The organism is Compostimonas suwonensis (assembly GCF_002797855.1).
Lineage (GTDB): Bacteria > Actinomycetota > Actinomycetes > Actinomycetales > Microbacteriaceae > Compostimonas > Compostimonas suwonensis.
Genome location: NZ_PGFB01000002.1, coordinates 341104 through 361766, shown reverse-complemented (window position 1 = coordinate 361766; position 20663 = coordinate 341104). Strand labels below are relative to the sequence as shown.

Genomic DNA, 20663 nt, shown 5'->3' with positions numbered 1-20663 from the left:
TAGATTCTAGGAATGACTTCCCCGCGTCTGGCCGCGACAGTCGCTCTGATCGCCTTCGGCTACCAGGTCGCCTCCGCTCTCGTGGTCCTCGTGGCCACGGTGGGGGTCGACGCGCTCGGCTCCTCGCAGCTGCCGTGGGCGACCGCCACGAACTGGCTGCTCTTCGCCCTGTACCCCTCCGCGCCCATCGCTCTCGGCGTCTTCCTGTCGCTGTGGCGGCTGTTCCCGCTGGCGGGGGCCGGCGGCTGGCCCGGCGTGCTCCTGCGCTCGGCCGTGGCCGTCGCGGTCGGCGTGGTCGTGCAGGTGCTCGTGGGGCTGCTCATCCGATGGATGACGGCGGGCTCGTGGTTCTCGTATTCCGCGCCGTCTCTCGACGTGGACCTCTCCGACGTCGCGCGGCTGTGGCCCGAGCTGCTGCGGAACTGCTCGAGCTGGTTGCCGCTCACCGCGGCGATTGCGCTCATCGCCTGGCTCATCACGACTAAGATGGCTCGAGGCGTCAACGATCAGCAGTCCCCGTGATCGAGCGCTCCGTTTGACCGGAGCGTTCGTTTCCGGTAAAGTTGACCGTTGGTGTGCGCTGGTTTTCCTTCCGCGCGATCGCCACGGTTTTCTGAGGACACACGGTTCCCTCCGTTGAGGGCGCCGGTCCATGCAGTGACTGATCCATGCAGAGGCGTTGCGCAAGTTGACGTCGAGTCGAGTGTTAGACACGGGGCGCAGGCCCCCCAGAGAAGTAGGTACGTGAAGTGGTTTACGCAGTTGTGCGCGCCGGTGGACGGCAGGAGAAGGTCGAGGTCGGCACCATCGTGACGATGGACCGGGTCAAGGCCGCCAAGGGTGGCAGCATCGAGCTCGCCGCCGTGCTGCTGGTCGACGGTGACAAGATCACCTCCGACGCCCCCTCGCTCGCCAAGGTCACGGTGACCGCCGAGGTTCTCGAGAACCTCCGCGGCCCGAAGATCGTCATCCAGAAGTTCAAGAACAAGACCGGTTACAAGAAGCGCCAGGGGCACCGTCAGGACCTCACGCGCGTCAAGGTCACCGGTATCAAGTAGCTCGCGTCTGCGACAGGCCCAGGAGAAACAGCAATGGCACACAAAAAGGGTGCGAGTTCCACTCGCAACGGTCGTGACTCGAACGCGCAGCGCCTCGGCGTGAAGCGTTTCGGCGGTCAGGTCGTCGGTGCGGGCGAGATCATCGTCCGTCAGCGCGGCACGCACTTCCACCCCGGCGTCAACGTCGGCCGTGGCGGCGACGACACGCTCTTCGCTCTCGCAGCGGGCTCGGTCGAGTTCGGCAACAAGGGCGGCCGCAAGGTCGTCAACATCGTGGCGGCCGCCGTCTAGGCACCGCACTTCCTCTTCGAATGGGCGAGCTTCGGCTCGCCCATTCGTGTTCGTACCGCAGCTGTTCGCATCGCGGCATCCGCAACATCCCAGCTAAAGGAGGGTCCATGGCGACCTTCGTCGACCACGTGACGCTCCATCTCCGGGCGGGCAACGGTGGCAACGGCTGCGTGTCGGTGCGCCGCGAGAAGTTCAAGCCGCTCGCCGGCCCCGATGGCGGCAACGGCGGGCACGGCGGCGACATCGTTCTGGTCGCCGACCCGCAGGTGACGACGCTCCTCGGCTACCACCGCTCGCCTCACCGCAGCTCCGACAACGGCGGCCCCGGCATGGGCGACCACCGCAGCGGCGCCAACGGCGAGGAGCTGGAGCTGGGCGTGCCCCTCGGCACGGTCGTCACCGACACCGAGGGCAACGAGCTCGCCGACATGAGCGAGCCGGGCATGCGCTTCGTCGTCGCTCCCGGCGGCCAGGGCGGTCTCGGCAACGCGGCTCTCGCCTCCACCAAGCGCAAGGCCCCCGGCTTCGCGCTCCTCGGCACTCCCGGCTGGGAGGGCGACGTCGAGCTCGAGCTCAAGACCGTCGCCGACATCGCCCTCGTCGGCTACCCGTCGGCGGGCAAGTCGAGCCTCATCGCCGCGCTGTCCGCCGCACGCCCCAAGATCGCCGACTACCCGTTCACGACCCTGCATCCGAACCTCGGCGTCGTGCAGGCGGGGGAGACCCGCTACACGATCGCCGACGTGCCCGGGCTCATCGAGGGCGCGAGCGAGGGCAAGGGCCTCGGCCTCGAGTTCCTCCGTCACGTCGAGCGCTGCTCGGCCCTTCTGCACGTGCTCGACTGCGCCACCCTCGAGCCCGGCCGCGACCCCCTGAGCGACCTCGACGTCATCCTCGGCGAGCTCGGCGCCTATCCGGTGCCCGAGGGCCAGACGCCGCTGCTCGACCGGCCGCAGCTCATCGCCCTCAACAAGATCGACGTTCCCGAGGGCCGCGAGCTCGCCGAGTTCGTGCGCCCCGAGCTCGAGCAGCGCGGCTACCGCGTGTTCGAGATCTCCACCGTCAGCCACGAGGGCCTGCGCCAGCTGTCGTACGCCCTCGCCGAGCTCGTCGAGAAAGAGCGGGTGGATGCCGCGGCAGCGCCCGCGCGCCCCCGCATCACCCTGCGCCCGCAGGCCGTCGACGACTCCGGTTTCGTCGTGCGCGTCGAGGGCGGCAGCTACGGCAACATCTACCGCATCCTGGGCGGCAAGCCCGAGCGCTGGGTCGCGCAGACCGATTTCACGAACGACGAGGCCATCGGCTTCCTCGCCGACCGGCTCGCCAAGCTCGGCGTCGAAGACCAGCTGTTCAAGGCGGGCGCGATCGCCGGATCCACTGTCGTCATCGGCAAGGGCGAGGGCGTCGTCTTCGACTGGGAGCCCACGCTCACCTCGACGGCGGAGCTCGCCGTCGCACCGCGCGGCGCGGACCCCCGGCTCGACGAGAACCGGCGCGCGACCCACCGCACCCGGCGCGAGGTCTACCTCGATCGCATGGACGCCAAGGCCGAGGCCCGCGCCGAGCTCCTGCGCGAGCGCGACGCCGGACTGTGGCGCGACGACGAGGGCTTCGCGATCGATCGCGAAGGCGCTCCCGTCGGCGACGCCGCGGAGGTCACGACCGACGGATCGGCGAAGGACTCCGAGGCGTGACACCCGTCGAGCGCGAGCAGATCCCCGCGGCGAGGCGTGTCGTCGTCAAGGTCGGGTCGTCGTCGATCAGCGGGGCCAATGCGGCGCAGATCGGCCCGCTCGTGGACGCCCTGGCCGAGGCGCACGGTCGCGGCGTCGAAGTCGTGCTCGTGTCATCCGGCGCCATCGCCACGGGTATGCCGTACCTCCAGCTCGCCGCGCGGCCCACGGATCTCGCGACTCAGCAGGCCGCGGCCGCCGTGGGCCAGAACGTGCTCATCGTCCGGTACCAGGAGAGCCTCGACCGCTATCGGATCGTCGCCGGCCAGGTGCTCCTGACGGCGGGCGACCTCGAGAACCCGGCCCACCGCAGCAACGCCCAGCGCGCGATGGAGCGGCTGCTGGGCCTGCGAATCCTGCCGATCGTCAACGAGAACGACACGGTGGCGACCCACGAGATCCGCTTCGGCGACAACGACCGGCTCGCGGCGATGGTCGCGATGCTCGTCAAGGCCGATCTGCTCGTGCTGCTCTCGGATGTCGACGCGCTCTACACCCGGCCGCCGCATGAGCCCGGCGCGCAGCGCATCGACCGGGTCGCGGCGGGCGATCAGCTCGGCGAGGTCGAGTTCGGCGACATCGGGGCGGCCGGTGTGGGCACAGGGGGAGCGTCGACCAAGGTCTCCGCGGCGCGCATGGCGGCCGACAGCGGCACGGCCGTTCTCCTGACCGCGACGACCCTCGTGCGCGAGGCCCTCGGCGGCCACCCGGTCGGCACTTGGTTCGAGCCGACCGTCTCGACACCGACCGCCTGAGCGCCGACCGTCTAAACTTCCAGTCATGGCTGGAACGACGCTCACGACTCCGACCCTCGCCGACAAACTGCAGGCGGCGAAGGACGCCTCGGTCACCCTCGCGACCGCGAACGCCGATCTGAAGAACCGCGGCCTTCTCGCGATCGCCGCTGCCGTGCGCGCCGGCACGGCGCGGATCCTGCCGGCCAACGAGCTCGACCTCGCCAACGGGCGCGGGAGCGGGCTCTCGGCGGGTCTGCAGGATCGCCTGCGACTCGACGCGGACCGTCTCGAGGCCCTCGCCCAGGCGGTCGAGCAGATCGTCGGCCTCGTCGATCCCGTCGGAGAGACCGTGCGCGGGTCGATCCTGCCGAACGGCGTGAAGATCACCCAGGTGCGGGTGCCGTTCGGGGTCGTCGGCGCGATCTACGAGGCGCGGCCGAACGTGACGATCGACATCGCCGCCCTCGCGCTCAAGAGCGGCAATGCCGCGGTGCTGCGCGGGGGGAGCGCCGCCGAGAACACCAACCGCGTGCTCGTCGAGATCCTGCAGGAGGCCCTCGTCTCGGCCGGCCTGCCCGGCGACGCCGTGCAGACGATCGACGAGTTCGGTCGCGAGGGCGCGCGTGAGCTCATGCAGGCCCGCGGTCTCGTCGACGTGCTCATCCCTCGTGGAAGCGCCGAGCTCATCCAGACCGTCGTGCGCGAGTCGAAGGTGCCCGTCATCGAGACGGGCGACGGCGTCGTGCACGTCTTCCTCGACGAGAGCGCGCCGCTCGACTGGGCCGTCGACATCGTGCGCAACGCCAAAGTGCAGCGGCCGAGCGTGTGCAACGCGCTCGAGACCCTGCTCGTGCACCGCGCGGCCGCCCCTCGGCTGCTCCCCGCCGTGCTGGGCGCGCTGCGCGAGTCGGGTGTGACGCTGCACGCCGACGACGACACCCGCGCGCTGTTCCCCGACTCCGTTCCCGCGACCGACGACGACTGGCGCGCCGAGTACTACAGCCTCGACCTCGCCGTCGCGCTCGTCGACTCCCTCGACGAGGCGATCGATCACATCCGCCGGTACTCGACCCACCACACGGAGTCGATCGTCACCAACGACCTCCAGAACGCCGAGCGCTTCCTCAACGAGGTCGACTCGGCCGTGGTCATGGCGAACGCCTCGACCCGCTTCACCGACGGCGGCGAGTTCGGCTTCGGCGCCGAGGTGGGGATCAGCACCCAGAAGCTCCACGCGCGCGGTCCCATGGGCCTTCCCGAACTCACGAGCACCAAGTGGATCGTGCGTGGCAGCGGACAGGTCAGAGCGTAGATACCTCTAGAATCGGTACGGGCACCGGTCTCACGCGGTGCCGCTCGAGAAGTTGTGCGTTGATTGGGAGATCCACATGTCGTTCGTGACCGCCGTCCTCGCGGAGTCTGAGCACGCCGTCCAGCTGCCGATGGACCCGATCTGGTACGGCGTCATCGCCGCCGTCATCTTCGCGGCGCTCGGATTCGTCACCTGGACCTACCGCAACGTCGCGAACCGTCACAGCCACAAGGCCGAGGCCCACGCGGCCGAGCACGCGGAGCCCGCGGGCGCCGAGACCCACAGCGCAGGACACCCCCACCACTAGGCGCGCATGTCGATGGATGAATCGGGTCGCCGCCCGCGTATCGGTGTGATGGGCGGCACCTTCGACCCCATTCATCACGGTCACCTCGTGGCCGCGAGCGAGGTCGCTCAGAGCTTCGACCTCGACGAGGTCGTCTTCGTGCCGACCGGCAAGCCGTGGCAGAAGCACGTGGTGACGTCTGCGGAGCACCGCTACCTCATGACCGTCATCGCGACGGCGTCGAACCCGCGGTTCACCGTGAGCAGGGTCGACGTCGACCGCCCGGGCACCACCTACACGATCGACACCCTCCGCGACATCCGTGCCGACCGGCCCGACGCCGAGCTGTTCTTCATCACGGGTGCCGACGCGGTGGCCCAGATCCTCAGCTGGAAAGACGTGAACGAGCTCTGGTCGCTGGCGCATTTCGTTGCTGTGAGTCGTCCGGGACACGATCTGAGCATTTCCGGATTACCGGCCCAAGACGTAAGCTTGCTTGAAGTTCCGGCTCTGTCGATCTCCTCCACCGACTGTCGCAGCCGGGTGAGCCGGGGATACCCGGTCTGGTATCTGGTACCCGACGGGGTTGTCCAGTACATCTCCAAGCATCATCTATATCGGAGTGTGGCATGACTGTGTGGCAAGATCAGCCGCCACAGACTCGTCGCCAGGCCCGCGAGAATGAGCGGGCCGCGGTCGAGAATGGGCAGGCTAACCCCCCGCGTCGAGCGGCGACCGCCGAGCCGACGACGGGTGGCGACATCCCTCAACTGACGACCCCTTTCACGAACGGGCTCCCGGGCTCAGTCGAGCGGTCCGACGCGCCTGCGAGCTTCCAGGCGACGCCGCCTGCCGCTCCGCGCACGGCCGAGCCGTCCGGCGACGCCCCTCGGTTCCGCCGACGTGAGTTCAACCCGCCGACGACCGCGGTCCCCGCCATCCCCGGCGACGACCGGCCCGGGCAGGCTCAGACCCCGGCGCAGGCTCCGATCCTGCCGCAGGCTCCGGCCGCTGCGACGGCGGATGCCGCGACCGCGGCTCCGCAGCAGGCCTCGCCCGACCGCACGCTGACCCGCCGCGAGCTCCGCGCGATGCTCGAAGCCGAGGAGGCCGCGAAGCAGGCCATCCGCAGCGGTGCCGCGATCGCCGACCCCGCGCCGCCGGTTCCCACACCCTCCGCGCCGCCGCGCGCCCCGCTCACGCCGCCGGCCTCCGTCACGCCGCCGGCCTCCGTCACGCCGCCGGCCTCGGTGCAACCGCCTGCTGCTGCCGTCCCGCCCGCGCCGACCCCTGTCGCGCCCGAGCAGGTCGCTCCTCGGGCCATCGCCCCCGAGGTCGTGCCGACGCCCACTCCCGGCTGGGCCGTTCCTTCCAACGGCGTCACCGATCCGTCCCGGTCCGCCGGCGCCGAGGCGCAGCCGCGCCTGAGCGACACGGCCTTCACCCCGCCCGTCGGCCACTGGTCGCGCGCCGAGGAGCTCGACGACGTCAACCAGCCCTTCGACCAGATCATCTCTCGCGGCATCCAGTCGCCGAGCACGATGAACACGACGAACGCGCTCATCCTGCCGTCGATCCCACAGGCCCCGGATGTCTCGAACCACCCGATCACGAGCACGGGCGAGATCCTCGTCACGGGCTCGATCGACCTTCCGCGCGGCCTCGGCTCGACCGGGCAGCACGGCAGCCGTTTCGACTCGTCCGAGATCGACCGCCTCTTCGACGCGGAGGTCGAGCCGGAGGTCGTCTCGACCGACTCGGCGCCCATCCGGGCCAGTCGTGCCGTCAGCTCCCACACCTCGACCCGTGGTGTCATCACACCGCCCAAGACCCGGGGCAACCGGCTTCCCATGGTGCTGGCGATCGTCGCCGGTGTCATGGCGATCGCCGTGCTCGGTGTTCTCGTCGGCGCCTACGTTCTAAGGATTTTCTGATTCTCGTCTCCACCACGATCACCGCCGCCCTCTCGAACGGGGGCGTGCGATGACCGCCACGGCGCGCACCGTCGAGCTCCTCCAGCTCGCGGCGGCCGCCGCCGACGGCAAGGGCGGCGAAGACCTCGTCGCGCTCGACGTCTCCGGCCCGCTGCCTCTCGCCGATGTCTTCTTCCTCATCACGGGTCGCTCCGAGCGCAATGTGACGGCGATCGCCGACGGCGTCGAAGACGCCCTCCTCGAGCAGGGCGTCAAGGCTCTCCGCCGTGAGGGCCGCTCCGAGGGCCGCTGGGTTCTCATCGACTTCGGCGACCTGGTCGTGCACGTCTTCCACGAGGAGGACCGCATGTACTACTCGCTCGAGCGTCTCTGGAAGGACTGCCCGGTCGTTCCGATCGTGCTGCCGTCCATGGAGCCGGCCGAGCTCTCCGACTAGGATCCTCGCCTCCCGCAAGCCTCTGCGTTGCCCGCAGCGTCAGCGTGTCTCTCCTCGTCACGTCTCTGCCGTGGGTTCCTCGTGCCCAAATGCAGGAGATCCGAGGACCAGAGGGCGGAATCACCTGCCCTTCTGGGGGCTGACCCGCTGAACTTCTGCATTTCGGATCGAGCGACGCCCAGTTGTGAGCTCGGCGGCGCGCCCGGGCCGTCCGCGACGTCGGCAAAGCTGCAGGTTCTGCAGCAAATCAGGGTTCTCTCGATCTCGCCTGGTCTACTCGTCTCGACCCCATCGACGTGCGAACGCAGGAGCAGACCATGAAGTGCCCCAACGACGACGTGACCCTCGTGATGAGCGAGCGCAGCGGTATCGAGATCGACTACTGCCCGGAATGCCGGGGTGTGTGGCTGGATCGCGGCGAACTCGACAAGATCATCGATCGGGCATCCGCAGAGCGTCCTGCGGCGGCAGCCCAGCCGGCCGCGCCGGCGCCGTCCGTGCCGCCGCAGGCGCCCGCCTACCAGCAGCCGTACCCGCCGCAGCCCCCGTACCAGGGGCAGCCGCGTTATGAGCAGCAGCGGGGCTCCTACGGCTCGAACGGATACGACAACCACGGCCAGTACCGCAAGAAGAAGAAGGAGAGCTGGCTCTCCGAGCTCTTCGACTGACGACCACGAGACTGCGGTAGTCGCGCTCAGTCAGGAGGGCGTGCGCGACTACTGCGGGTTCGCGATGCGGGTTCGTGCTCGCGGCCGATTGACGAGCCAGGGCCGCAGCGCTCGCGTGACAAGAGGCAGCAGCGCGTAGGTCATGATCGGCATGATCGCGGCGACGACGATGAGCACCCGCAGCGGCAGCCAGATCCCGATCAGCAGGGGCGTGACGAGCCAGGTCGCCAGCAGGTTCACCGGGTAGAACACGATGAAGATGCTCACCATCTGCTTCCAGCGCGGCGGCACGGGCGCGGAGGCGTTGACGACGGTGACCCCGGTGGGCTGGTCGAACCAGCCCTCGATGCCGGTGCGGCGCTCGGTGCGGGTGTCCTCGACCATGCCCATGGCGCTCTGCACCCACCAGGAGCGCTCGGATGAGTTCTCCCAGGCGTCGAGGCTCGCGGCATCCGCGAATCTGTAGAGCATGTGCCACTCGGTCGATTGCGGATCGGGGCGGATCCAACCGGATCCGAGGTATCCGGGGGAGGCGCTCAGCAGGTCTTGCCCTGCGCGTGCCCAGGCGGCCACTTCTTTCGCCCGATCAGGCGAAACGTGGCGTGTGATCGAGACGGTGATGGGTTCAGCACTCATGGCTCCAGTAAACGTCATCCCTGCGAAGATCACACCGGATGCCGCGGCGGAGCCCGAGCGTGTCACACGACCCTCTCGGATGTAGTAATCTATTCAAGTTGTTTCAAACGGCTTACGGGCCAGGCGAAGCAGCGGTTATGGGTCCATGGCGCAGCCCGGTAGCGCACCTGCATGGCATGCAGGGGGTCAGGGGTTCGAATCCCCTTGGATCCACCATTGTGATGAGTCGAGACATAGGTCTCACCTGAGTCGCGACGTGTGTCACTTTTCGAGAGCCCGGCCATTGGCCGGGCTCTCGTCGTTGGTGGCGCCAGTAGCTGTGGTTGCGGCGTATCGGCTGGAAAGACTGGATGGTTCGGGCGTGTCGTCCTCGGTGTGCACATCCGGTGGGTCGTCGGAGGCCTTCGTCGGCACTCGACAGGAACGATGTTCCCCTGTGAGGGTCGAACGATGTTCCCCTGTGAAGAGTGAAGAATAAGAATGGGGTGGCGATCGCCCGAAGTGGACCAGGCTCACAGACTCGCAGGACGCCGGCGTGATCGCAGGTAGCTCAGCCCGACGAACGCTTGCGCAACGCAGGAGAGCGACAGCAGCACTGTGGTGAGAACTTGGTCGGACTGCGAGTTGGCGATGCCCGCGCAGATGCCGGCGATGGCGAAGCCGATGATGAGCGCCCATCGGGCGAGGCCGCCGACGACCCCGCCCAGTGCGATGACCACGGCCGCCGCGATCGCGCCGAGGTAGGTGACGATGAGGGCGATGATGCTGAGTGTGGTGACGGCGGTCGGGAGGGAGCCTGTGAAGTATCCGCTCCAGTAGATGATTTGCTGCACCGCCCAGCCGACCCCGAACAGTACGAGCCCTGTCCTCCCGATAATCGAAGGGCCGGCGATTCCGCCGTCGGCGAACCCGAGCGCGACCATCGCGACCAGGTAGAGCACGATGTTCGCGAGGAAGAGGATCGAGAAGAGAACGAACACTCCCGTGGCGAGGGTGTCGGTGTGCCAGACGAAGTACTCGAGGATGGTGGCGACGAGCAGGACGAGTGCGCCTGTCAGAAGGGATCCACCGCCCACGATACTCCAGCGCGGGCGCGTTCCGGACGTCTGGTCTGTGACAGCGAGGTTGTTCGACAAGATTGCTCTCCCTGGTCGTGATGTGATAGTGGTCATTGTCTTAGAGACGCCGTTCGGTGAGAACGGTGTCGATCTCGTGCCGGATGTTCCTGAACGGGTCGTAGCCTGCGATCGCATCGCGTAGGGTGGCGGCTCGTCGACGGAAGGATGCATCGTGGAGGATCCGCTGTACGGCGGCTCGCACCTGATGTGCGGTCGGCCGGCCCGTGCGGAGGTCTATGCCGACACCGAAGTAGTCCACGCGTGCGGCGACCTCGGGCTTGTCCTCTGCGGCACCGGCCACGACGAGGGGGACGCCGGCAGCCAGGGCTGCCAGGGTGCCGCCGTACCCGCCATTGGTGACCATCACGTCGCAGAGCGGGAGTAGCTGGTCATAGGGCAGGAACTCCGCGATCCGGGCATTCGGTGGGAGGGGGCCGACGGACTCGATCGGGCTTCGGCCAGTGGAGACCACAACGTGCAGGTCGAGGTCCGCGAGGGCGTCGATGGTGGGTCGGATGACCGTACTGGGGTCGTGATTGTCGAGTGTGCCCTGAGTGACGTGCACAATGGGTTTGCCGTCTCCGAGTTCTCCCCACCAATCCGGCAGGCTTTCGGCGGCGCCGGGTGTCCGAGCCGATGAGAGCGGACCGACGAATCGGATGTTATCGGACAGGTCGCGTCGCTCATACTCGAACTCACGCGGGCCGAGTTGGAGGTAACGATCGGGCAGCCGGGAGATCTCGATGACGAACCCGTCCGGCTTCTGACCGCCGGCCTCGATGAGCAACTGCCCGGCGAGTCTCTGCGCGTGTGCGAAGAACACCCGCCGCGCCATCTCGTTCAGGAGGCGATTGCGCACACGGGCGACCGGGCCGGAGGCCATCCGGATACGCGAGTTGGCCGGCGGCGTGTCCACGCTGAACTGCGCAAGCGGCCCGATCCCGATCACGAGCACCGGCAGCCGCTTGCCCGGGTCGCGCTGCAGCAGCGGCAACGCGCCGACGAAGAGGCTGTCGATGAGCACAACATCGATCTGCTCCTCCGCGAGTATCGCGGAGAGAGCCCTCCACTGGTCTGGTATGGGCCGGATGAAGGTGGACTCGACTTGATACTGCGACAGCGCGATCCCCGAGTAGCGGTGAGCGTCCGGGACGAACGAGGCCGGGTCGCGCTCATCGAAGTCGGCCGCACCGTGAAAGGAACGGAATTCCAGACCGCTGTCCAACGTCGCCGTCTCGAAACGCGAGCCGGTGAGCACGATCACCCGGTCTCCCCGTGCCGCGAGGTCACGCCCGACCGCGAGCATCGGATTCACATGGCCATACAGCGGATTTGAGCACAGTAATGCTGTTGTCACGATTCGCTCCGTTCGACGACATCTCCCGGCTGGTCGAGGATCACTCGGCGGATCACGGTCCGCAACCACTCGACGTACTGTTCCAGCGTCCAGCCGAACTCGTCCACGAGGTGCTCATACACCTCGTGCGATACGAGAGCCGAGAGCGTCGCGTTTGCGCTCTCGATCAGGTCTGGCGTGATCACACCGCGAGATACCAGCCACGGTCCGGTCATTGCCAGATCCGACCGGCGACGTGCGAGAGCCTCGTCCATCAATCGCCGGATTTCCGGCTCGGCATCGGCGGCTGCCCGAGCGGTTCGCCACAACGGGTCCGACCGGGCGATCGACACACTCACCACATCGACATAGCTGTCCAGCGCCTCACCGACATCCTCGTTCGCGAATACCGCCGCATAGCCCGGCTCCTCCGCCAACGGCCGGTCGCTTTCCGTACCGGTGAAGGCGACGGTCATCGCAGTGGCCAGCAGTGCAGACTTCGATCCCGCCAGGTACACCGACTCCACCGAGACTCTCGCCCTTCTCGCGATCGCCTTCATCGTCGTCCCCGCATAACCCAGCTCGCCGAACAGCTCGCCGGCGGCGGCGATGATGGTCGCACGCGTCCTCGCCGCCTGCGCCGACCGCTTCGGATAGCGCACCGCCCCGTCAGACATGGTTCCTCCAGATGATTACAGTTTGACTGTAGTCAACTGATCCGAGCGTGGTCAAGCGACGTGACCGCAGGCGGTGATCGAAGAGAGTCCATGACCACTGCGTCGCTGCCTCGGCAGGGTTTCGATACGAGCGCAGGAGGGGCCCACCGGTGTGATGAGTGGGGGACATCGGGTTACAGGAGACATCTGAGTCGCGACATCGTCGAGCGACCTTGTGACGGATGAGCTTGTGCCCTCGTCCTATCCGTGACGACGCTTGTGTCGTTCACTGGAAGGAGTTGAACTGATGGTCGGCAAGAAAGATGTTCAGAAGGCCGCCGAGGCTACAGCATGGAACCCGGTTCGTGTGCTCTCGAGCTGGGGTGTGCGAAGCGGTCACGCCTACACTGCCGGATTCGTGTCCATCGGGATCTCGCTGCTGTCGTGGCTGATCTCACGAGGAAAGAAAGACAGCAAGTCGCAGTCGGATCGCTGGGGGATCTTCGTCGGGCAATGGGCGCCGACGTTCCTGGCGCTGGGCATCGCGCTGAGGAGCGAGAAGGACTGACTGTGACCGGGGTCGTCCGCGTGGCCCCGATTGAGGATCGCACGCTCCCTGGGTGCAGGCAGGGGTTCTACGCAGCGTCACGGCGGTGTTGTCCATCTGGTCCATCATCTGGCGCAGGATGGGTCGTACTTCGTCGTCATCGGGGCAGCGGCTCTGCTCCGAGCCGAGTTGATCTCCGGCGGGTTCAGACGCGCAAGGCGATCAATGCTTGCTCTTGCCCTTCTTCGCCTTGAGGAGCAAGAGCACCCGCTTCGACAGCTCCGCATACGCCTGGGCAGCTTCCGAGCGGGGCGCGAAAGCCGCGACGGGCGCGCGCTCGGCGCCCATCCGCTCGATCGTCACGGTCGCGGGGACGACGATGTCGGTCACCTCGGCGTTCCGGCCGGGCAGATTCACGACGGCCTCGCGATGTGAGGTCTTCCGCCGGTCGACCATCGAGAGGAATCCGACGATCGGGGCCGGACGCACGGAGTCGGCGACGATGCTCTTCACCTGCTCGAGGGAGCGGAGCGAGAGGGGGGAAGGGACGAGCGGCACGACGACGGCGTCGGCGGCGCGCAACGCGTTCTCCGCGACGAGGGAAGCGCCCGGCGGGCAGTCGAGGATGACGACGTCGTAGTCGTGAGAGACGGCATCCAGAATCTTCTCGATGCGCTGAGTGGACTTCTTCGCAGCGTCGAACACGAGGTCGAGCTCGCGGTAGCTGTCGTCGGCGGGCAGAACGTCGAGGTGCTCGTACTCCGTCGAGCGGATGGCGGCCGTCGTGCGGGTCTTGCCGCTGACGAGGGAGTCGACGCCGCCCTTGAGCTTGGGCTTGACCTGGAGCAGATACGTCGCCGCACCCTGCGGGTCGAGATCCCAGAGCAGCGCGCGGAAGTCGCGTGCCGCCTCCCAGGCCAGATTGACGGCGGCCGTCGTCTTGCCCACCCCGCCTTTGATGCTGTAGACCGCGACCACCTTCATGCCCACATCCTAGGCCGCGCGGACCGTCGCGATCGAGCGGTTCACGCCGGGGTCAGGGCGGCGACGAGCGTAACGACGATGCCGAGGGCGAGTGCGACGAAGCCCGCCCGGGCGATCCAGCCTCGCACGGTCAGCCAGTGTTCGTCCTTGTCGAGGATGTCGAGCTTCTCGTCGATCAGTCGGTACTCGCCCTTGTGGAGCGGCATGGCCAGGATGCCGTCTCGCACGGCTCGCATATCGAGGGCACGACCACGGCGCGGGAAGACGATGATCACCCCCGACACCGCGGCGAGGAAGCTGAGCGCGAGGTTGACGACGGTCGTCCACGAGAGATCCGTTGTGACCTGGAGTGCTCCGACCACGCTGGCCGCTCCGACGAGGATGGTGGCACGCTGCTCCATGGCACCCGCCCGAGCGATGTGCGAGCCGATCTCCCGATCGAGCTCGACTCCGATCAGCTCCAGCTGTTTCGCCTTGACCGCCAGCTCGTCTTCACTCAGCGTGGTCATGCGTGTCGTTCGCGTCGTCGTCGTCGGGCGGAAGCCCGTAAGGCTCTGCGGGTTGCTCAGCGGGAGCCGGCGCCTCTGCTGGGGGCGCGTCATGGTCGCGGTAGTGCTTCTTGTAGGTCTCGCCCTGTTTGAACACGGGTTTCGTCCACGAGTCCTCTGAGCCGCCCATCGGAATCCCCTCTGCGCTCGTTCCCGTCGGTGGTGAGCGTATCCGCCTCTCGGTACGCGCAGCAAGATCCCTGCATTGGGGGGAGACGACAGACGTTCTCCGGAAACGGCGGCAGCGTTGAGGACGAGAGCGCGAGCGAAGTCCCGGGCAGGTCGACGCGCCGGGGCCAGCAGCTCCCGGAACGAAGGGAGACGCATAGGAGGTCGCGCGGTGTGACCGGTAGCCTCGAGGGTATGAGCGAAATCACCATCACCGCCCTGCGGGAACAGCTCGGGTCGGTCGGGGTCTGGTCGTCGAAGATCGGCGGGGCGTCCGCCACGGCAGAGCGCGCCGCCGCCGCCGAGATCGAGTCCCTCGGCTTCCGCACCCTCTGGTTCGGCGAGGCGGCGGACAACAAGGAGGCGTTCGTGAACGCCTCGATCCTGCTGCAGGCGACCTCCTCTCTCACGGTGGCGACCGGCATCGCGAACATCTACGCGCGCGACCCGCTCGCCGCGGAGCTGGGGGCGAATGCTCTCGGCGAAGCGTATGGCGGCCGGTTCGTGCTCGGTCTCGGTGTCAGTCACGCCCCCATGGTCGCCTCGCGCGGCCACGACTACGCGGCGCCGGTTCGCACGATGCGCGAGTACTTGGATGCGATGGACTCCGTGTCGTACACGCCACCGGCGCCCGGGTTCGCGGTGCCCCGGGTGCTCGCCGCGCTGCGGCCGCGTATGCTCGAGCTCGCGCGCGACCGCACGGCGGGCGCCCATCCGTATTTCGTTCCCGTCGAGCACACCGAGCGGGCCCGAGCGATCCTCGGACCGGATCGTCTGCTGGCCCCCGAGCTCATGGTCGTGCTCGAGACCGACGCGGCGCGCGCCCGCGCCGTCGCCCGGGAGACGACGACGCGCTACCTCGCCATGCCGAACTACGCCAACAACCTGCGGGAGCTGGGCTACACGGAGGAGGACCTCGCCGGCGGAGGCAGCGACCGGCTCGTCGACGACATCGTCGTGTGGGGGGATGCCGCGGCCATCCGCGAGCGTGTCGACGCCCATCTCCGCGCCGGCGCCGACCACGTCGCCGTGCAGCCCCTTGCCGCCGATCTCGAGTCGCAGCTCGGGCAGCTGCGCGCTCTGGCGCCGGTTCTGCTCGCCCGCTGAGGCCGGTCGGCCGGCGGGGAGCACGGCGCCGCGCCGCGAGGGCTCAGCGCGTGTAGCGGAGGAAGCGGTAGCGGATGCCCGTGCGGGAGAGCTGCCACGGGCCCTCGGTGTCGAGGGCCCAGCTGTCGTCGAGCGCGGGCGCGACCGTGTCGCCCGCGGCATCCAGGTCGACCTCGGTGACCTCGAGGCGGGAGGCGAGCGGCATCGCCTGGCGGTAGATCTCGCCGCCGCCCATCACCCAGACGGTGTCGGCGCCGGCGGCGGCGAGGGCGGCGTCGAGGGAGGGGGCCGCTGTCGCGCCATCCGCCGACCACTGCGGGTTGCGGGTCACGACGATGTTGTGCCGGCCGGGCAGCGGGCGGAACCGTTCGGGAAGCGAGTCCCAGGTGCGCCGGCCCATGACGACCGTGCCGCCCCGGGTGAGCTCTGTGAAGTGCGCGAGATCCTCGGGCACGTGCCAGGGGATGGTGCCGGCGTCGCCGATGACGCCGCCGTGCGCCTGAGCCCAGATGAGGGACGGGCTCATACGGCGACGGGCGCCTTGATGGCGGGGTGGTGCACGTAGTCGACGATCTCGAAGTCTTCGTACTCGTAGTCGAAGATGCTCGCCCGCTCGGTGAGGATGCGGAGGGTGGGCGACGGGTACGGCTCGCGGGTCAGCTGCTCGGCGACCTGCTCGCGGTGGTTGTCGTAGACGTGGCAGTCGCCGCCGGTCCAGACGAAGTCGCCGACCTCGAGCCCGGTCTGCGCGGCCACCAGATGGGTGAGCAGCGCGTAGCTCGCGATGTTGAAGGGCACGCCGAGGAAGAGGTCGGCACTGCGCTGGTAGAGCTGGCAGGAGAGCTTGCCGTCGGCGACGTAGAACTGGAAGAGGGCGTGGCAGGGGGCCAGGGCCATCTCGGGGATCTCGGCCACGTTCCAGGCCGAGACGATGATGCGACGCGAGTCGGGATTGGTCTTGAGCGTCTCGATGACCTGGGCGATCTGATCGATGTGGCCGCCCGATGGCGTCGGCCAGGAGCGCCACTGCACGCCGTAGACGGGGCCGAGCTCACCCTGCTCGTCGGCCCACTCGTCCCAGATGGTCACGCCGTGATCGCGCAGCCAGCCGACGTTGCTGTCGCCGCGCAGAAACCAGAGCAGCTCGTAGGCGATCGACTTGAAGTGCACGCGTTTGGTGGTGATGAGCGGGAAGCCCTGGCTCAGGTCGAAACGCAGCTGCGCGCCGAAGACGCTCGTGGTGCCCGTTCCTGTTCTGTCGGACTTCGCCGCGCCGGTCTGCAGGGTGTGACGCAGCAGGTCTTCGTAGGGTGTGGGAAGTGAAGTAGCCATCACTGCGAGCGTAGACGCGAAAGGGGCGGCACGCGACATCCGTGACGGCGTTTGCGCACTGCGCGTGCTCGGGAGCGTTTGTGAGGGCCGGGTGGGACTGAGAGCATGGGGGTATGGATGTTCTCGGCCGGGCAGAGCCGCTGCTGCTGAAGCTCGACCGCGTGGCGGGCGGGCGTCAGGCGGGCATCGTGATCTCCGGCGAGATGCGCGACCATCCGCGCACCCGGCGTGCGTTCACGGCCATCACCTGGCTGCTCGTCGCCGAGTTCGCGATAGGCCTCGCCGCGGTCGTCGTCGCGATCGTGCTGACGACGAACGGCGACGACATCGGCTGGCCGGTCTGGATGCGCACCCTCGTCGTGCTCGGCATGACGGCGACGCTCTTCTACTTCGCCTGGCGCGCGCGGCTCGGTCACTACTGGGCCTACTCGCGTCTTCGGCTGTTCAGCAAGATCTTCCCCGTCATCACCCTCGTGCTGGCGGCGGTCCCGGGGCTCTACCCGATGTGGATGGTGACCGAGCAGATCGTCTTCAGCCTCATCCTCATCGGGGTCTCCGACTATCTCGAGTCGGAGCACATGCGCTCGGCCTTCCCGAAGCCGCCGCGGCCGGCGCGCGGAATAGTGCGATCGCCGATGTAGTTGATATGTCAACGTGAGCCGCGACGGGCGGGACTCGCGAACAGGACGCAGAGAAAAAAGAGGTTCAGGATGCCGCAGCAACTCGAGTTGGGACTCGACACCTTCGGCGACGTCACCGTCGACGCCGACGGTGCCGCGCTGCCGCACGCCCAGGTTCTGCGCAACCTCGTGGCGCAGGGCGAGCTCGCCGAGCGGGTGGGCCTCGACTTCCTCGGCGTCGGAGAGCACCACCGGCGCGACTTCGCCGTGTCGGCCCCGGAGGTCGTGCTCGCCGCGATCGCCGCGCGCACGGAGCGCATCCACCTCGGCTCGGCCGTGACGGTGCTGAGCTCCGACGACCCGGTGCGGGTCTTCCAGCGCTTCTCGACACTCGACGGGCTCTCGAACGGGCGCGCCGAGGTGATCCTCGGCCGGGGCTCGTTCACCGAGTCGTTCCCCCTCTTCGGCTACGATCTCAGCCAGTACGAGGAGCTCTTCGACGAGAAGCTCGACCTCTTCGCGGCCGTGCGCGAGCAGGAGCCGGTGACCTGGAGCGGGCGCACACGGGCAGGCCTCGCCGATCAGTCGGTCTATCCGCCGGTCGAGCACGGGCTGCTGCGCGCCTGGGTGGGCGTCGGCGGAAGCCCCGAGTCGGTCATCCGCGCGGCGCGTTACGGCCTGCCCCTGATGCTCGCGATCATCGGCGGAGAGCCCGCCCGTTTCGCGCCCCTCGTCGACCTGTACCATCGCGCGCTCGCCCAGCTGAACCAGGAGACCCAGCCGGTGGGCGTGCACTCGCCGGGCTACGTCGCCGAGACCGACGAGCAGGCGCTCGAGGAGCTCTGGCCGCACTACTCGGCGATGCTCGACCGGATCGGCCGCGAGCGCGGCTGGCCTCCCACGACCCGCGCCCAGTTCGAGGCCTCGGCCGGCCCCGAGGGCTCGTTGTACGCGGGCTCGCCGGAGACCGTCGCCCGGAAGATCGCGACCAACGCCCGGATCCTCGGCATCTCGCGCTTCGACCTCAAGTACAGCAACGGCACCATGCCGCACGCGAAGCTCATGAGCAGCATCGAGCTCTACGGCACCGAGGTCGCCCCGCGCGTGCGTGAGCTGCTCGCCGCGAGCTGACCGGGCGTCGGGGCGCACCCTGTTCGTCGGGGCGCACGTTCTTCGTCGCGGCGCACCCTCGACGGTGCGCCCCGACGAAGAACGTGCGCCGCGACACAACGCGTGCGTCGGAGTGCATGGGCGCGGCGGTCAGCGGCGTCGCGGCCACTCCAGCTCGACGCCGAACAGCGCGTGCGCGGCATCGGCGCAGACCCGCTGGTCGAGCGGGGCGCGCCGGCGGTGCCGGAGGGGTCGCGGCATCCAGGCCTCGGCCACGACTGTGCCGACGCGCCACGGCAGGGGCGTCGGGTCGGCGTGCTGCAGCACCGAGGCGTCGGGCAGCAGCAGCCGGTCGGCCTCGGCCTCGGTGCCGAGCAGCACCTGCGTCGCGAGCCCCTCGGCCACGAGCGCCTGCAGTCGCGGCGCGAAGTGCACGGGGGCGAGCGGCTTGGGCCCGACGCTCCACAGGTGGGCGAGGCCCACACGCTGGCCGGATGCCGCGAGCTCACGGATGCGGCGTTCCACCTCCGTGAAGTCGCGGCGGTCGCGCTCGCGCTCCACGAAGTCGAGCGCGACGATCGTGTCGAAGCGCGCCGGAGCCGCCTCCGATCCGCGGATCATCTCGCGGGGAGCCGGGAAGGGGCGCGGCTGCTGGTCGCGGTCGAGATAGGGCGAGGCGTCCTGCTGGGCGATCGTCGCGTGCCACAGCCGGTACGCGCTCGCGTAGGCGATGCGCGAGTCGTGCATCCAGCGCGGGCGGATCTCCTCGCCCGTGAGCGAGGAACGGCGGTAGCGCTGCAGGGTGAGCGGCGCGTCGGGGCGCACGAGGTCGGACTCGCGGTCGAAGGCGGAGGAGATGCGGCGGCGGAACTCGCTGTCCGCGCCCTTCATGACGGCGTCGAAATAGCCGATGCGGCGCATGACGCGCTCGCGCCGGAACATGAGCGAGGGCTCGCAGAGCTTGATGTCGCGACCGCGGGGCTGGAAGAGCGAGAGGGTGTCGGTGACCCGGAGCGCGAAGGTCGAGTTGCTCGGCGCATCGGGGGTCGCGAGCAGATGGCCCGCCTGCGTCTCCAGGCGGCGGGGGTGCGCCCAGTCGTCGGAGTCGTGCATGGTCACGAACTCGCCGCGGGCGAGGTCGAGCCCGGCGTTGCGGCAGACGTAGGTGCCGCGGTTCGTCTCGCGGCGGATGACGCGCACCCGGCCGTCGAGGGCCTCCAGCTCGTCGAGCAGCGAGGCGAACTCGGCGGGCGAGCCGTCGTCGACGACGAGCAGTTCGAGGTTGCGCCAGCTCTGGGCGAGGATGGAGGCGACCGCGGTGCGGATCTCGGGGCCGGGGCGGTAGCAGCTCATGATCACGGAGACGAGCGGGCCGTCGACGAAGCCGACCGGGGGCGCGACGAGCCTGTCGAACTCGTGCTCGACGAGGGCGCTCGCGTCGTGGCGCGGCGGCTCGAGGCCCACGCTCGCGAAGGCGTCGTTGAAGGCGTGCAGCCAGAGGTCGCGCGAGGGCGTCTCCTCTGAGGAGTGGTGGGGGTTGAGGGCGTCGACCACGAACTGACGGCGGTCGTGGTCGCGGCTCGGCCAGGAGCGGGCGACGCGTACCGCCTTGGCGTGCTGCGCGGAGGCGAGCAGGGCGGTCGCGTAGTGGTGCTGCTCGGCGTCGGGCAGGGTGCGGCCGGTGGGGGTGCTCAACTCGTAGAGGGCGGCGGCGTCGGCGAACTCGGAGTCGTTCCAGGCCTGCTGGATGACGAGCCGGGCGAGCTCGACGAGGGCGCGCGACTCGGCGGCGCTCGGTGTCAGGCGCGGGGAGGAGCCGGAGAGCGACGCCTCGTGGGCCAGGCTCACGAGCTCGAGGAAGTCGTACCGCCCGGCGCTCGCGCGTGCGGCGAGCACATCGCGCACCCGGCGGGAGTCGGCCCACTGGGCTGCTGTCGACAGCTCGTGATCCGAGAGCTCCCGGGTTCTCGCGAGGAGCGCGCGGGCGCTTCTCCTGCGTGTGGAGTCGCGCGCGGGGGAGAGCCCAGTCGATGCCACGGATCGGGT

At 68.8% G+C, this 20663-nt stretch carries 25 protein-coding genes and 1 tRNA gene; 16 read left to right on the top strand and 10 right to left on the bottom strand.

Annotated elements, in window-relative coordinates; genetic code table 11:
* Positions 1-12: 12 nt before the first annotated feature.
* The 11 genes from CLV54_RS05515 (at position 13) to CLV54_RS05465 (ending at position 8455) form a co-directional block, all read left to right on the top strand.
* Positions 13-522: a hypothetical protein gene (locus tag CLV54_RS05515; protein ID WP_100343943.1), complete on the top strand. Its 510-nt coding sequence runs from the start codon at positions 13-15 to the stop codon at positions 520-522.
* 227 nt (positions 523-749) lie between these two features.
* Positions 750-1058: a 50S ribosomal protein L21 gene (rplU, locus tag CLV54_RS05510; protein WP_100343942.1), complete on the top strand. Its 309-nt coding sequence runs from the start codon at positions 750-752 to the stop codon at positions 1056-1058.
* A 33-nt stretch (positions 1059-1091) separates the two neighbouring features.
* Positions 1092-1349 carry a 50S ribosomal protein L27 gene (gene rpmA, locus CLV54_RS05505; RefSeq protein WP_100343941.1) on the top strand — a complete coding sequence of 86 codons (258 nt, stop codon included), beginning with the start codon at positions 1092-1094 and terminating at the stop codon, positions 1347-1349.
* Between the two features lie 107 nt (positions 1350-1456).
* Entirely contained in the window at positions 1457-3043 is a 1587-nt protein-coding gene (obgE, locus tag CLV54_RS05500) for a GTPase ObgE (RefSeq protein WP_100343940.1), read from the top strand.
* Positions 3040-3837 (top strand): glutamate 5-kinase, encoded by a 798-nt coding sequence (proB, locus tag CLV54_RS05495; RefSeq protein WP_100343939.1) that lies wholly within the window; start codon positions 3040-3042, stop codon positions 3835-3837. Before obgE ends, proB begins: the two co-directional genes overlap by 4 nt.
* Before the next feature lie 25 nt (positions 3838-3862).
* Positions 3863-5131, top strand: a complete 1269-nt coding sequence (locus CLV54_RS05490) for a glutamate-5-semialdehyde dehydrogenase (protein ID WP_100343938.1) — start codon at positions 3863-3865, stop codon at positions 5129-5131.
* Between the two features lie 76 nt (positions 5132-5207).
* Positions 5208-5438: a hypothetical protein gene (locus CLV54_RS05485; protein WP_100343937.1), complete on the top strand. Its 231-nt coding sequence runs from the start codon at positions 5208-5210 to the stop codon at positions 5436-5438.
* 12 nt (positions 5439-5450) lie between these two features.
* Positions 5451-6050, top strand: a complete 600-nt coding sequence (nadD, locus tag CLV54_RS05480) for a nicotinate-nucleotide adenylyltransferase (protein ID WP_245861388.1) — start codon at positions 5451-5453, stop codon at positions 6048-6050.
* Positions 6047-7351 carry a hypothetical protein gene (locus CLV54_RS05475; RefSeq protein ID WP_157802820.1) on the top strand — a complete coding sequence of 435 codons (1305 nt, stop codon included), beginning with the start codon at positions 6047-6049 and terminating at the stop codon, positions 7349-7351. Before nadD ends, CLV54_RS05475 begins: the two co-directional genes overlap by 4 nt.
* A 49-nt stretch (positions 7352-7400) precedes the next feature.
* On the top strand, positions 7401-7787 hold the full coding sequence (gene rsfS / locus CLV54_RS05470) for a ribosome silencing factor (protein WP_100343934.1): 387 nt from the start codon (positions 7401-7403) through the stop codon (positions 7785-7787).
* Between the two features lie 317 nt (positions 7788-8104).
* Complete coding sequence (locus CLV54_RS05465) at positions 8105-8455, top strand: TFIIB-type zinc ribbon-containing protein (RefSeq protein WP_100344392.1); 351 nt, start codon at positions 8105-8107, stop codon at positions 8453-8455.
* 48 nt (positions 8456-8503) lie between these two features.
* Here the strand turns inward: CLV54_RS05465 and CLV54_RS05460 are convergent, their stop codons facing one another.
* The gene (locus CLV54_RS05460; protein ID WP_100343933.1) at positions 8504-9091 is read right to left on the bottom strand and encodes an antibiotic biosynthesis monooxygenase; all 588 of its coding nucleotides are present in this window, start codon (positions 9089-9091) and stop codon (positions 8504-8506) included.
* Positions 9092-9230: 139 nt separating this feature from the next.
* Here CLV54_RS05460 and CLV54_RS05455 point away from each other — a divergent pair.
* Positions 9231-9307, top strand: a tRNA-Ala gene (locus CLV54_RS05455).
* A gap of 296 nt (positions 9308-9603) precedes the next feature.
* On the opposite strand, the gene CLV54_RS05450 is transcribed toward CLV54_RS05455, so the two are convergent.
* From CLV54_RS05450 to CLV54_RS05440, 3 genes are read right to left on the bottom strand one after another with little or no spacing between them, the layout of a single operon-like run.
* The gene (locus tag CLV54_RS05450) at positions 9604-10227 is read right to left on the bottom strand and encodes a hypothetical protein (protein ID WP_100343932.1); all 624 of its coding nucleotides are present in this window, start codon (positions 10225-10227) and stop codon (positions 9604-9606) included.
* 40 nt (positions 10228-10267) lie between these two features.
* On the bottom strand, positions 10268-11566 hold the full coding sequence (locus tag CLV54_RS05445) for a glycosyltransferase (RefSeq protein ID WP_211294456.1): 1299 nt from the start codon (positions 11564-11566) through the stop codon (positions 10268-10270).
* Positions 11563-12222 (bottom strand): TetR/AcrR family transcriptional regulator, encoded by a 660-nt coding sequence (locus tag CLV54_RS05440; RefSeq protein ID WP_100343930.1) that lies wholly within the window; start codon positions 12220-12222, stop codon positions 11563-11565. The genes CLV54_RS05445 and CLV54_RS05440 overlap by 4 nt, the downstream gene beginning before the upstream one ends.
* Positions 12223-12508: 286 nt before the next feature.
* Between CLV54_RS05440 and CLV54_RS05435 the strand changes: the two genes are divergently transcribed.
* The gene (locus CLV54_RS05435; protein ID WP_245861386.1) at positions 12509-12769 is read left to right on the top strand and encodes a hypothetical protein; all 261 of its coding nucleotides are present in this window, start codon (positions 12509-12511) and stop codon (positions 12767-12769) included.
* A gap of 201 nt (positions 12770-12970) precedes the next feature.
* On the opposite strand, the gene CLV54_RS05430 is transcribed toward CLV54_RS05435, so the two are convergent.
* The 3 genes from CLV54_RS05430 to CLV54_RS17400 are packed head-to-tail and all read right to left on the bottom strand — an operon-like array spanning position 12971 to position 14410.
* Positions 12971-13732 (bottom strand): ParA family protein, encoded by a 762-nt coding sequence (locus CLV54_RS05430; protein ID WP_100343929.1) that lies wholly within the window; start codon positions 13730-13732, stop codon positions 12971-12973.
* A 41-nt stretch (positions 13733-13773) separates the two neighbouring features.
* Positions 13774-14241, bottom strand: a complete 468-nt coding sequence (locus CLV54_RS05425; RefSeq protein ID WP_157802819.1) for a hypothetical protein — start codon at positions 14239-14241, stop codon at positions 13774-13776.
* Positions 14225-14410 carry a hypothetical protein gene (locus CLV54_RS17400; protein ID WP_157802818.1) on the bottom strand — a complete coding sequence of 62 codons (186 nt, stop codon included), beginning with the start codon at positions 14408-14410 and terminating at the stop codon, positions 14225-14227. Before CLV54_RS17400 ends, CLV54_RS05425 begins: the two co-directional genes overlap by 17 nt.
* Positions 14411-14643: 233 nt before the next feature.
* Between CLV54_RS17400 and CLV54_RS05420 the strand changes: the two genes are divergently transcribed.
* On the top strand, positions 14644-15555 hold the full coding sequence (locus CLV54_RS05420; RefSeq protein WP_100343927.1) for a TIGR03620 family F420-dependent LLM class oxidoreductase: 912 nt from the start codon (positions 14644-14646) through the stop codon (positions 15553-15555).
* 43 nt (positions 15556-15598) lie between these two features.
* Here the strand turns inward: CLV54_RS05420 and CLV54_RS05415 are convergent, their stop codons facing one another.
* Positions 15599-16081 carry a dihydrofolate reductase gene (locus tag CLV54_RS05415; protein ID WP_100343926.1) on the bottom strand — a complete coding sequence of 161 codons (483 nt, stop codon included), beginning with the start codon at positions 16079-16081 and terminating at the stop codon, positions 15599-15601.
* The gene (locus tag CLV54_RS05410; protein ID WP_100344390.1) at positions 16078-16887 is read right to left on the bottom strand and encodes a thymidylate synthase; all 810 of its coding nucleotides are present in this window, start codon (positions 16885-16887) and stop codon (positions 16078-16080) included. Before CLV54_RS05410 ends, CLV54_RS05415 begins: the two co-directional genes overlap by 4 nt.
* Before the next feature lie 113 nt (positions 16888-17000).
* On the opposite strand from CLV54_RS05410, the gene CLV54_RS05405 reads away from it, so the two are divergent.
* Together CLV54_RS05405 and CLV54_RS05400 are read left to right on the top strand one after the other, a co-directional pair.
* On the top strand, positions 17001-17528 hold the full coding sequence (locus tag CLV54_RS05405; protein WP_100343925.1) for a hypothetical protein: 528 nt from the start codon (positions 17001-17003) through the stop codon (positions 17526-17528).
* A 69-nt stretch (positions 17529-17597) separates the two neighbouring features.
* Positions 17598-18638, top strand: coding sequence for an LLM class flavin-dependent oxidoreductase (locus CLV54_RS05400; protein WP_100343924.1), 1041 nt, complete (start codon positions 17598-17600; stop codon positions 18636-18638).
* Positions 18639-18767: 129 nt separating this feature from the next.
* Here the strand turns inward: CLV54_RS05400 and CLV54_RS05395 are convergent, their stop codons facing one another.
* Complete coding sequence (locus CLV54_RS05395; protein WP_157802817.1) at positions 18768-20654, bottom strand: glycosyltransferase family 2 protein; 1887 nt, start codon at positions 20652-20654, stop codon at positions 18768-18770.
* Between the last annotated feature and the right edge of the window lie 9 nt (positions 20655-20663).